8 protein-coding genes and 1 pseudogene are annotated in these 11,864 nt (G+C 65.8%); 6 read left to right on the top strand and 3 right to left on the bottom strand.

From position 1 onward, the window contains the following. The first annotated feature begins 92 nt into the window (after positions 1-92). The 3 genes and pseudogenes from HTS88_RS05510 (at position 93) to HTS88_RS05500 (ending at position 2,879) form a co-directional block, all read left to right on the top strand. Complete coding sequence (locus tag HTS88_RS05510; RefSeq protein ID WP_174176277.1) at positions 93-677, top strand: TetR family transcriptional regulator C-terminal domain-containing protein; 585 nt, start codon at positions 93-95, stop codon at positions 675-677. Beyond that, on the top strand, positions 674-1,783 hold the full coding sequence (locus HTS88_RS05505; RefSeq protein ID WP_343044883.1) for an alanine racemase: 1,110 nt from the start codon (positions 674-676) through the stop codon (positions 1,781-1,783). The genes HTS88_RS05510 and HTS88_RS05505 overlap by 4 nt, the downstream gene beginning before the upstream one ends. A gap of 128 nt (positions 1,784-1,911) precedes the next feature. After that, positions 1,912-2,879 (top strand): annotated as a pseudogene (locus tag HTS88_RS05500) (AraC-like ligand-binding domain-containing protein). A 59-nt stretch (positions 2,880-2,938) separates the two neighbouring features. On the opposite strand, the gene gdhA reads toward HTS88_RS05500, so the two are convergent. Beyond that, positions 2,939-4,276, bottom strand: a complete 1,338-nt coding sequence (gdhA, locus tag HTS88_RS05495; protein ID WP_066279713.1) for an NADP-specific glutamate dehydrogenase — start codon at positions 4,274-4,276, stop codon at positions 2,939-2,941. Positions 4,277-4,478: 202 nt separating this feature from the next. On the opposite strand from gdhA, the gene HTS88_RS05490 reads away from it, so the two are divergent. After that, positions 4,479-5,138: an AmiS/UreI family transporter gene (locus HTS88_RS05490; RefSeq protein WP_174176275.1), complete on the top strand. Its 660-nt coding sequence runs from the start codon at positions 4,479-4,481 to the stop codon at positions 5,136-5,138. On the opposite strand, the gene HTS88_RS05485 is transcribed toward HTS88_RS05490, so the two are convergent. Next, on the bottom strand, positions 5,131-6,606 hold the full coding sequence (locus HTS88_RS05485) for an APC family permease (RefSeq protein ID WP_174176273.1): 1,476 nt from the start codon (positions 6,604-6,606) through the stop codon (positions 5,131-5,133). The two genes, HTS88_RS05490 and HTS88_RS05485, sit on opposite strands and share 8 nt — an antisense overlap. 343 nt (positions 6,607-6,949) lie before the next feature. Here HTS88_RS05485 and HTS88_RS05480 point away from each other — a divergent pair, with 343 nt between their 5' ends. Both HTS88_RS05480 and HTS88_RS05475 read left to right on the top strand, forming a co-directional pair. Further along, a complete protein-coding gene (locus HTS88_RS05480; RefSeq protein WP_174176271.1) occupies positions 6,950-8,869 on the top strand; it encodes an amylosucrase in 1,920 nt (639 codons plus the stop codon). Between the two features lie 110 nt (positions 8,870-8,979). Beyond that, positions 8,980-9,837, top strand: coding sequence for a prephenate dehydratase (locus tag HTS88_RS05475; protein ID WP_174176269.1), 858 nt, complete (start codon positions 8,980-8,982; stop codon positions 9,835-9,837). Here the strand turns inward: HTS88_RS05475 and HTS88_RS05470 are convergent. Beyond that, entirely contained in the window at positions 9,819-11,726 is a 1,908-nt protein-coding gene (locus HTS88_RS05470) for an FAD-dependent monooxygenase (RefSeq protein WP_174176267.1), read from the bottom strand. The two genes, HTS88_RS05475 and HTS88_RS05470, sit on opposite strands and share 19 nt — an antisense overlap. Positions 11,727-11,864 lie beyond the last annotated feature (138 nt).

The raw sequence follows: 11,864 nt of genomic DNA, 5'->3' as shown, positions 1-11,864 counted from the left end.
TCGGTGGTTTATTTTCTATAGTTGTAGAGAATAAACCTCCGTAACATGGCTCACAAGAGTCTGAGCAAAAAATTTCCTGGGAGTGGCCTGCGGTGCCGAAGATAGTTGACCATGACGAGCGCCGCCTGGAACTGGTGGATGCCACCTGGCGCATCATCGCCCGGCAAGGCCTGGAAGGGGCCACCATGCGCGAGATCGCAATGGAGGCGGGCTTCGCCAACGGAGCACTCAAACCCTACTTCCCCACCAAGGACACACTCCTGGAATTCGCCTTCGGCCACGTGTTCAACCGCACCAACCAGCGGATCGCCGAGGTCACCCGCGGCAAGTCCGGCCTGGCTGCCCTGCGCGCCTTCTGCCGTGAGGTCCTCCCGCTGGATGAAGAGCGCGTCAACGAAGCGCGGATCGTTATCCCGTTCTGGCAGAAGGCGGTCAACGATTCGCAGAAGGCCGCGATTCACCAGCAGTCCATGAACGAGTGGGCAACCACCATCCGGCGCTTCCTGGCCGAGGCGCGGGACAGCGGCGACATCCACGCCGCCGTCGACGATTCCATCCTGGCCGGCCAACTCCTGAACATGCTGCTCGGCGCGCAGATCGAGGCGGCCCTGGCGCCGGAGGGCGGCAGGGACTTCGGACATGCCGCACAGCTCGAAGGCTATCTGGCCCTGCTGTGACCAGACCGCCTGGCATCCCCGCCGCGATTGACACGCCGGACATCCTGATCGACCTCGACATCCTCGAGCGGAACATCGCCCGAATGGCGGAAACCATCCGGGCAAAAGGCCTTACCCTTCGCCCGCACGCCAAGACGCACAAGATCCCCGAGATCGCCGCGCTCCAGCTGGAGGCCGGGGCCGTGGGACTCACGGTTGCAACGATCGGCGAGGCCGAAGTCTTCGCAGCCGCCGGAGTGAAGGATCTCTTCATCGCCTACCCCTTGTGGACTTCAGCCCGGAAGGCCGAAAGGCTGCGGCGCCTGGCAGGCACGGCAACGGTGGCCGTAGGGGTGGACTCCCCCGATGGCGCGGCGAGGCTCGGGGCAGGCCTGGGTCCGGCGGCGTCAAGAGTGGGCGTGCTGGTCGAGATCGACAGCGGCCACCACCGCAGCGGTGTACACCCGAGCGCGGCTGCGGACGTGGCACAAGCAGCGTCCGACGCCGGCCTGAAGGTGGCCGGGATCTTCACCTTTCCCGGCCACAGCTACGCACCGGGAATGCCGGCGGAAGCAGCAGCGCAGGAGCAGGAAGCCCTGCGGGCGGCCGCGGAATCGCTCGCCGCAGCCGGGTTCGAGACCACTGTACGGAGCGGAGGCTCCACGCCAACAGCGCTCTTGACCAACGGCCCCGTGGCTACCGAGGTGCGCCCCGGCGTCTACGTGTTCGGTGACGCCCAGCAGCTTGAGCTCGGCAGGTGTGGACCGGAGGAGATAGCGCTGACCGTGGCGGCAACGGTGGTAAGCCACCACGAGGCCAGGCCCGGCATGCCGGAACGCTTCATTGTCGACGCCGGCAGCAAGATCCTGGGCAGTGACCGGCCGGCCTGGGCCAGCGGCTTTGGCCGCCTGATGGATTACCCCGCAGCCCGCATCACCGCCCTCTCGGAGCACCATGCCACGGTCGAATGGCATGGCCCCGGAAGAATGCCCGCGCTGGGCGCCCGCCTGCGCGTCGTCCCGAACCACGTCTGCCTGGCCATCAACCTCGTAGACAGCGCGGCCGTCATCAGCGCCGGAAAAAATAAGGGCCGCTGGACAGTGGCGGCCCGCGGGAAGAACGCCTAGCGCCCGGGGAAAATCTTTTTTCGCCGACTGTTGAAAAAAGAAACGGACGGCCCTAACCTGAAGGGACTGTGTTGCAGGACACAGCTCCCGGGGGAACGTCAGATGGCCATCCGTCGTCAGGAACATCCATGCCAGCAACAGCAAATACTGCGGCCCGCCCCGCACACCAAAACCTCACGTCCAGCGTCGCCACCTCCTTTGACCACTGGAAGCACCTGGTGGCCGAGTCCTTCGTGCCGCTCGCCGCCCAGACAGCGGACGTGGATGGCTTCCGTGGGCGGATGCGCTCGCGGGTGCTGGACCGGATGTCCATCGTTGAAGTCACCGCCACGTCCCACGAGGTGCACCGCACGCCGGCCCTGATTGCCCGGGCCCATGAGCGCTATTTCAAGCTCAACCTGCAACTGGAGGGCACCGGCCTGCTCGTCCAGGACAACCGCGAGGCCGTGCTCCGGCCCGGCGACCTGGCCATCTACGACACCAGCCGCCCCTATACGCTGACGTTCGAGGAGCAGGCGCGGAGATGGTGGTGATGTTCCCCTGCGACGCACTGGCCCTGCCCGCCGACTACGTGGGCCAGCTGGCAGCCGTGCGGATGGCGGGCAGCGCCGGCCTCAGCGGAATCGTGGGGCAGTTCATCCGCCAGCTCTCAGAGAACCTGGACGTCCTCAGCGGGCCCAGCGGTTCGCGGCTGGCAGCCAACGCCCTGGACCTGGTGTCCACAATGCTCCACGCCGAGATGGACATCGCGCCGGACCGGATGAAGCCGCAGGCACTCCTGGCAGTTTCGATCCGGGAGTACATCGACGCCAACCTGTCCGACCCCCTCCTGTCGCCCGCCACCATCGCCGCCGCACACTTCATCTCTACCCGGCACCTGCACAACGTTTTCCATGAATCCGGGACAACTGTGGCCAGCTGGATCCGGAGCCAGCGCCTGGAAGGTGCCAGGCGCGATCTCCGCGACCCGCTGCATGCCGGGAAGTCCGTGGGCGCCGTCGCGGCGCACTGGGGATTCCTGGATGCTGCGCACTTCAGCCGCACCTTCCGGGACGCTTTTGGCGTCCCGCCGAGCGACTGGCGGCGGGGCGGGTAGCGCCCGTCCCTGCGTCCCGGGCCATCCAACGTCTGGAGGAACGACGACGGCGGGTTGCGCTAAATGAGCCCCTGGGCGAGCATCGCGTCGGCCACCTTCACGAAACCGCCGATGTTGGCGCCCAGGACGTAGTTGCCCGGGTCCCCGTACTCGTCAGCAGTTGACGCGCACCGGTGGTGGATGCCCACCATGATCTCGGTCAGCCGCTCTTCCGTGTGCTCGAAGGTCCAGGAATCGCGGCTGGCATTCTGCTGCATCTCAAGCGCGGACGTGGCAACACCGCCGGCATTGGCGGCCTTGCCCGGGCCGAACAGGACGCCGGCTTCCTGGAAAACGGCGACGGCCTCGCGGGTGGACGGCATGTTGGCGCCTTCGCCGACGGCAAGGAGCCCTCCGCGCACCAACCCGGCGGCAGCAGCGCCGTCGAGCTCGTTCTGCGTGGCGCACGGCAGCGCCACGGAGGCGTCCACGTCCCAGACGGAGCCGCCCTCAACGTAGGAGACGCCGGAACGGCGCTCGGCGTAGTCCTTGAGGCGGCCGCGTTCCACTTCCTTGACTTCGCGAAGAAGCGCGACGTCGATGCCCGCCTCATCCACCACGTAGCCGGAGGAGTCGGAGCAGGCCACCACGGTGGCGCCGAGGTCCTGGGCTTTGGCGATGGCATTGATGGCGACATTTCCGGAGCCGGAAACCACCACGCGCTGGCCGTCAAAGGATGCCCCACGGGTCTTCAGCATTTCCTGGGTGAAGATCACTGTTCCGAAGCCGGTAGCCTCGGGCCGGACCAGGGAACCGCCCCACGAGATGCCCTTGCCCGTGAGGACGCCTGATTCGTAGCGGTTGGTGATGCGCTTGTACTGGCCGAAGAGGTAGCCGATCTCCCGCCCGCCCACGCCGATGTCGCCGGCCGGGACGTCGGTGTATTCGCCGATGTGCCGGTACAGCTCGGTCATGAAGGACTGGCAGAAGCGCATGACTTCTCCGTCGCTGCGGCCGCGGGGGTCGAAGTCGGAGCCGCCTTTGCCGCCGCCGATGGGCATGCCGGTGAGGGCGTTCTTGAAGATCTGTTCGAAGCCCAGGAACTTGACGATGCCCAGGTAGACGGAGGGGTGGAACCGCAGGCCGCCCTTATAGGGGCCCAGTGCGGAATTGAATTCCACCCGGAAGCCGCGGTTGATCTGTACACGTCCGGCATCATCGGTCCAGGGCACGCGGAAGATGATTTGCCGCTCGGGCTCGCAGAGCCGCTCCAGGATGGCGGCTTCGAGGAATTCGGGGTGCCTGTCATGGACGGGTCCGAGGCTCTCGAAGACTTCCACCACCGCCTGGTGGAACTCCGCTTCGCCCGGATTCCTTGCCAGGACAGTATCCCTGATGGCTTCCAGCCGTGAATCCATGTGTCTTCCTCACCTCTGCGTGAACGTGGGACGGCCGAAAGCGATCCCGGACGCACCTATAGTTGAGATTTCAACTTTATCGGATTATGACCGCGCGCCCCCAGACGGCCTGCCCGTCATCCCTTATTATCCGTATTGTGACAGACTTATTCCGTAGAACGAAAACTAGGTGCGTCCGGGACTGCATCCGCGGGGCCGCCTGATGGCGCACATCTGCCTGCTGCTGTCCGGGGCGGCCCTGCTCCTCAATGGGCTGGCCATGCTCGGATTCCTGCCCCGCCGGGACGCAGCAGTGTTCAGCCTGGTGGTGGGATCCATCCAGTTGGCGCTCGGCGTGGGCTACGTGGCGACGGCTGGGGCGGGTGCAACGCCGCTGCTGACTGCCGCGGGAATGTTCCTCTTCGGCCTGACGTACCTCTATGTGGGCCTGGACGTCCTGCTGCGCCTCGGTTCGGGGGGACTGGGATGGTTCTGCGGCATGGTGGGAGGTTGTGGCCTGCTGCTTGCCGCGGCCTGGCTGGGAACAGATCCCCTGCTGGCGGTCCTTTGGTTGTGCTGGTCAGCCCTGTGGGGACTGTTCTTTGCGTCCATGGCAGCTGGCCTGGGACACCTTGACCCTTTCATCGGCTGGGCGCTTGTGCTGACGAGTCAGGTGACGGCCACCCTCCCCGCATTCCTCGGCCTGGCGGGGATATGGCCGAGTGAGCCTGTCGTGGCGGGGCTGGCAGCAGCTTTCCTCGCCGCGCTTTTTGTCCTGGCAGGCATCCTGGCACGCGTGCCGGCCCGGCGCAGAGTTGCTCCTCGCCGGGCCGGCACAGGACACGTTGCCGTTTCTGCCGGCCCCAAAGCGCCCGTTAGTTGAGTGTATGGCCGAGGCTCTCCGCCCTGTGCCGGCGCTGCACCCGGTCCTCCACCAGCACCCCGGCCGCAAACACCACGGGAACAACCACCAGGAGCGCGGCCGCCGTCCCGGTGCTGCCGCCGATCAATGCGGTGAAGTTGCTGACCACGAGGAACAGGATCCATCCCAGCAGCAGGTCCGCGAGCGCCGGTGCGATCAGCGTCTGCCACAGCCCGGCGTCACCGCGGTCCCTGCGGAAGAATGCGACGACGGCGGCGGAGCAGAGCATGTACAGCACCAGGAGCGCCGCTACAGCCAGTCCGCTGAACCAGGAGAACAGGGTCAGCACGGGATCCAGCGCCAGGACGGCGAACGGAACCACGAGAATGACGGCGGCGGCGGTCTGGATCCAGGCTGCAGAGGCCGGGGCGCAGTGCCGGTTGGTTCGGGCCACGACGGCGGGCATGGAACCGCGCAGGGCCAGGGAGTGCAGGTAGCGGTTGATGCCGTTGTGGAAGGCGATGATGCCTGCCAGCAGTGACGTCACCAGCAGGACGCCTGTCACCACGCCCGCCCAGGGACCGAACAGTTCCACGATCGGCCCCAGGACGAAGGAGGTGGAATCGCCTGACTCAAGGGCCGCTCCCGCTGCATCCATGACCTGGGACGGGCCGTAATAGCTGACCAGCATCCAGGAGATGAAGGAGAAGAAGACGGCGATGACGCCCACGGACAGGTAGGTTGCCCGTGCCACGGTGCGGTGCGGGTCCTTGGCCTCTGCCGAATAGATGGCCGTCGACTCGAAGCCGAACATGGACGCCACAGCGAACATGATGGCCACTCCCGGAGCGCCGGTGGCGATGGCTTCCGGTGAGAAGGATGCCGCCAGGCTGATGCCTTCCGGTCCGCCGCCGCTGAACAGCACGGCGACGCCGAACAGCAGCAGCACTGCCACCTCCAGCCCCACCAGCACGGCCAGCACGCGGGCTCCGAGTTCGATATTGAGGGATCCAAGCACCTGGACTCCGGCGATGGTTGCCAGGGCCAGAAGCCACCAGGGCACCTCGAGGCCCATCGACGCGAGCAGGCCGGAGAATGCCGCCCCGTACAGGCCGTACATCGCGGCCTGGATGGTGTTGTAGGCCAGCAGCGCAAGCCAGGCCGCGCCCGCGCCAATCCTCCTGCCGAACGCTGCGGTGATATAGGCGTAAAAAGCGCCGTTCGCCTGGATCCTGCGGCTCATGGCCACGAATCCCACGGCAAAGATGACAATGACAATGCCGACAATCAGGTAGGCGCCGGGGGCGCCTGCCCCGTTGCCAAGGGCTGCGGCGAGCGGCGAAGCTCCCACGATGCCGGTCAGGGGCGCCTGGGCGGACAGGACAAAAAACAGGATGCCCAGGACGCCGATGCTTCCTGCGCGGAGGGCTGTGGAATGCTCCTTGGCCGGAGCGTCGGCAGTCCGGGACCCGAAATTCGAAATACTCATTTGATCCTTCTTAATGGTCATGAGCGTGGGGAAGATTATTGGTCATGAGCGTGGGGAAGAGCTGTGGAATCCAGCGTGGCAGCGGGCGGCTGCAGGTCTTTGTCCGTCAGCGATCAGTTCTTGTCCGTCAGCGCAGTGCCGTGCGCGCAGTGTCGTCCGGGCAGCGCCGGAAGCGGTGCCGCGGTCCCGGCGGCAGGGTGCGTACACAGAAACACGCCGTCCCGGGGCTGACCTAAGGAAGCCGCACCCCGCCGTCGGGCGTTCCCCTGCCGTGTGACATGGGATACTGCCGTAACATCTTTCCTGCCGGAAACCCCGGCGGAAGCCGGAAGGAGCCGTGGGCATGCAGGAATCCGTCAGGGTGGACGAAACGGCGCTGGAGCACGTGCTGGACGCACTGTCCCGCGAACGGAGCCTCGGACTCGCCCCTGATCCGGCATTCGACCGGCGCCTGGAGCAGCATTTCCCGGACCTGTGCCGGCTCTTCCGGTCCCTGTACGAAGCCCGGCAGGACTGGCTGGACCAGCTGACCGCCCTGGTGGTGGAGAGCGCACGCTCATGGCAGGAGCGGCCCGCTGACCTGAAGGCACTCGACGCCCAGCGGGAGGCGGACAGCGGTTGGTTCCTCTCCAACACCATGCTTGGCGGCGTCTGCTACGTGGACCGGTACGCGGACAACCTGGACGGGCTCCGCAAGCACATCCCGTACTTCAAGGAACTGGGACTGACCTACCTGCACCTCATGCCGCTGTTCCTTGCTCCGGAGCCACACTCCGACGGCGGCTACGCGGTTTCGAGCTACCGCCAGGTCAACCCGAAGCTGGGCACCATGGAACAGCTCCGCGACCTCGCGGCAGAGTTCCGCGGCCACGGCATCAGCCTGGTGGTGGACTTCATCTTCAACCACACCTCCGACGAGCACGAGTGGGCCAGGCGGGCCGCTGCCGGCGACCCTAAGTACAGCGACTACTACTGGATCTACCCGGACCGGACCATGCCGGACGCCTTCGAGCAGAACGTGCGCGAGATCTTCCCGGAAAACCACCCTGGGTCCTTCATCCGCATGGAGGACGGCCGCTGGGTGTGGGCCACCTTCCACACGTACCAGTGGGACCTGAACTACTCCAACCCGGACGTGTTCCGGGCGATGGCCGGCGAGATGCTGTTCCTGGCCAACCAGGGCGTGGACATCCTGCGGATGGATGCGGTGGCGTTCATCTGGAAGCAGCTGGGCACCCCCTGCGAGAACCTGCCCGAGGCCCACATCCTCCTGCAGGCCTTCAACGCCGTGTGCCGGCTGGCCGCCCCCTCGCTGCTGTTCAAGTCGGAGGCAATCGTGCACCCGGACGAGGTGGCGCTCTACATCGACCCCGCCGAATGCCAGCTCTCCTACAATCCGCTGCAGATGGCGCTCATCTGGGAATCCCTGGCCACCCGGGACGTTTCGCTCCTGGCCCAGGCACTGGAGCGGAGGCACAATATCCCGGGCGGCACCTCATGGGTGAACTACGTCCGCAGCCACGACGACATCGGCTGGACGTTCGCGGACGAGGACGCGGCAGAGCTCGGAATTAACGGCTTCGACCACCGCCGTTTCCTGAACTCCTTCTACGTCAATCGCTTCCCCGGCAGCTTCGCCCGCGGCGTGCCGTTCCAGGACAACCCCAAGACCGGTGACTGCCGCATTTCGGGTACGACAGCGTCGCTGTGCGGCATGGAGGTGGACCCCGCTGAGGCGGTGGAGCGGATCCTCCTGGCCCACTCGGTTGCCTTCAGCACCGGCGGCATCCCCCTGCTGTACCTCGGCGACGAAGTGGGCCAGCTTAACGACTACGGCTACGCGAAGGAGGAAGGGCACGACGCCGACAGCCGCTGGGTGCACCGGCCCCACTATCCGAAGGAACAGTACGCCCGGCGGCACGATGCGTCCACGCCGGAAGGCGCGGTGTATGCGGGCCTGAAGCGCATGATCGAGGTCCGCGGCGCTGCTCCTGAACTTGCGGGAACAACGCTCCTCGATTTCGATACCCACAACAGGGGCGTCCTGGCCTACCAGCGGCCGGCAAGTGCGGCCGACGGCGCGGAGACGAGAATCCTGGCGCTCGCCAACTTCAGCGACGAGCCCCAGACCCTGCCCGCCGAAACCTTCTCCGGTTTCTCAGACACCGCCGTCGACCTCCTCTCCGAAGCCGCACTGCAGCTGGACGAGGGCGTCACGCTCCTCCCCCGCCAGTACACCTGGCTGCGCGTCACTCCGGTCTAGTCCCGTCCTTCCCCAACTGGGTAGCAGCAGATGTCCTTTTGGGCCCCCATACCGACATCTGCTGCGACCCAGTTGGGCCTGCGGGCTCGGTCCGTGAAACCATACGGATCATGGCCCAGAAGATTGCGTACCAGGGTGAGCCCGGCGCCAACTCCAATATCGCGTGCAAGCAGATGTTCCCGGACATGGAAAGCGTGCCCTGCGCGAGCTTCGAGGATGCGTTCGAACTCGTGGCCAGCGGCGAGGCGGAGCTGGCCATGATTCCCATCGAGAACTCCATTGCCGGCCGAGTGGCGGACATCCACATCCTGTTGCCGCAGTCCAACCTGCAGATCGTGGGTGAGTTCTTCCTGCCCATCCACTTCGACCTGCTGGGCATCCCGGGCAGCACCATTGAGGACGCAACCGAGGTCCACAGCCACATCCACGCCCTGGGCCAGTGCCGGAAGCTCATCCGCGAGCACGGCCTCAAGCCAGTCATCGCCGGTGACACTGCAGGCTCCGCCCGGGAGGTCAGCGAGTGGAACGATCCGCGCAAGCTGTCCCTGGCACCGCCGCTGGCCGCGCAGATCTACGGCCTGGACGTCCTGGCCTCACGGGTTGAGGATGACCCTTCCAACACCACCCGCTTCGTGGTCCTGGCCCGGGAAAAGGAACTGCCGGCCCGGGATGAGCTTTCCGGACCGGCAGTGACCAGCTTCGTGTTCCGCGTCCGCAACGTCCCCTCAGCGCTGTACAAGGCACTGGGCGGCTTCGCGACGAACGGGGTGAACATGACGCGGCTGGAAAGCTACATGGTGGGCAACGAGTTTGCCGCCACCATGTTCATGGCCGACGTCGAGGGCCACCCCGAGGACCTGCCGCTGAAGCTGGCCCTCGAGGAGCTGGACTTTTTCACCACGGAGGTGCGGATCCTGGGCGTTTACGCTGCCGCGGAATACCGGACGGGTCAGACAGTCAGCGGCTGACCGGCCGGACGGCTTTTGAGGAGCGGCCCGAAGAACTGCGCCAGTTCGGTGGTGGCCGTCAGCGGCAGGACGTTCGCCACGTACTGGTCCGGCCGCACCACCACCACAACGCCGCCGCGGTCCAGGCCGCGGAGCTCGAAGATGTCTGCTGAGGGGTCCGTGCCGTAAACCTTCTCGTAGTCCGTGAGCTTGAATGGGCCCACCTGCGGCTTGAAAACCGCCGGCACCGCGTTGATGTCAAGCTCCGTGTGGGGCTGCTGGTAGATCACCTTCACGTCGAACCACGCGTCAGGATCAGCGTCCGACGGCGTTGCCGCCAGCGGTGATTCGGCCGCCTCCGCCAGCCACTGGGCCAGCTTGTCCGTGGCAGAGCCGGTGCCCGGAAGCGCGGCGTCGGCGAACACGTAGATCCGCCAGCGTCCGTCTGCCGTGGCGTGGTGGCCCAGATGCATGGGATTTGTGTCGCCTACCCGCACCACGGGCGCTGACTTGAACCGCTTGCCCACCGGGAAGCCGGCTGCAAGGGCCTGGTGGTCTGCCGGTGCCACGAGCATGGACGGCGCGTACTCGGTCATGAAACCGGCCGGGAACTCGGCAGTGCGGACATAAAAGTCCTCAAGGTCCGAGGGGTTCTCGAACTCCTCGGGCTTCTTGGCCATCATGGTGGACCATTCCTTGTCGAAGTCGATCAGGTTCTTGGCCACCACCTGGCGCTCCTCCGAGTAGGTGGACAGGAGGCTTTCAGGGCTGCGGCCTTCCAGGACATGCCCCAGCTTCCAGGCAATGTTGAAGCCGTCCTGCATGGACACGTTCATGCCCTGGCCGGCTTTGGCACTGTGCGTGTGGCACGCGTCGCCGGTGATGAACACCCGGGGGGTCCGTGTGCCGCGGTCCTCCGGCAGGACGTCGTCGAACCTGTCCGTGAGCCGGTGCCCCACTTCGTAGACGCTGTGCCACGCCACGTTGCGCACGTCGAGGGTGTAGGGATGGAGGATCTCGTTGGCTTTGGCGATGATCTGCTCGATGGTTGTACTTCTCACGGCGTGATGGGTAGCCGGATCCACCTCACCCAGGTCCACATACATGCGGAACAAGTACCCGCCCTCGCGCGGGATCAGCAGGATGCTGCCTTTTTCGCCCTGGATGGCGCACTTGGTGCGGATGTCGGGGAAGTCGGTCACGGCGAGCGCGTCCATCACGCCCCAGGCATGGTTGGCCTGGTCCCCGGCGAGGGTGCAGCCAATCGCTGCGCGCACTTTGCTCCGGGCGCCGTCGGCACCAATAACGTACTTCGCCCGGACTACGCGCTCCTGGCCCTCGTTCGGTCCGTCGGTATGCAGCAGCGTTACGCTGACGGGATATTCGTCCCCTTCCGTGATGTTGAGGGACTGGAAGTCGTAGCCGTAGTCGGGCGTCATGCGGGTGGGTGCGTTGGCCATGTACTCGGCGAAGTAGTCCAGCACACGGGCCTGGTTGACGATAAGGTGCGGGAACTCGCTGATGCCCATCTCGTCGTCGACGGCCCGGGCGGCCCGGGCGATGTTGGCGCGGTTCGCGGGGTCCGGCTTCCAGAACGCCATCTCGGTGATGTGGAAAGCCTCGGCAATAATCCGCTCAGCGAAGCCGAAGGCCTGGAAGGTCTCGACGCTGCGCGCCTGGATGCCGTCAGCCTGGCCGATGGCGAGGCGGCCCGGACGGCGCTCAATGATCCGGGTGGTGATGTTCGGGAAGCGGGACAGCTGCGCTGCCGCAAGCATTCCCGCAGGCCCGGTGCCAACAATCAGCACGTCGACTTCCTCCGGAAGCTCCTGGGGCCGGTTCAGGCCAACGCCGGCGGCGGGCAGGACTCGCGGGTCTCCGGATACGTAGCCGTGGTGGTGGAATTGCACGGGATTTCCTCACTTCGTTGTGGTGGATTATCGCTACTTCGCAGCAGTTACCTGCCCCGTCGATTGGTGTTCTATATAAGAACACCCCATTCGATAATCGAAAACTGGAGCTTTGGCTTCAACTGTACGCCGGATGTG

This window comes from Pseudarthrobacter oxydans, assembly GCF_013314975.1.
GTDB classification, from domain to species: domain Bacteria; phylum Actinomycetota; class Actinomycetes; order Actinomycetales; family Micrococcaceae; genus Arthrobacter; species Arthrobacter oxydans.
This window is presented reverse-complemented; position numbering and strand designations above follow the sequence as displayed.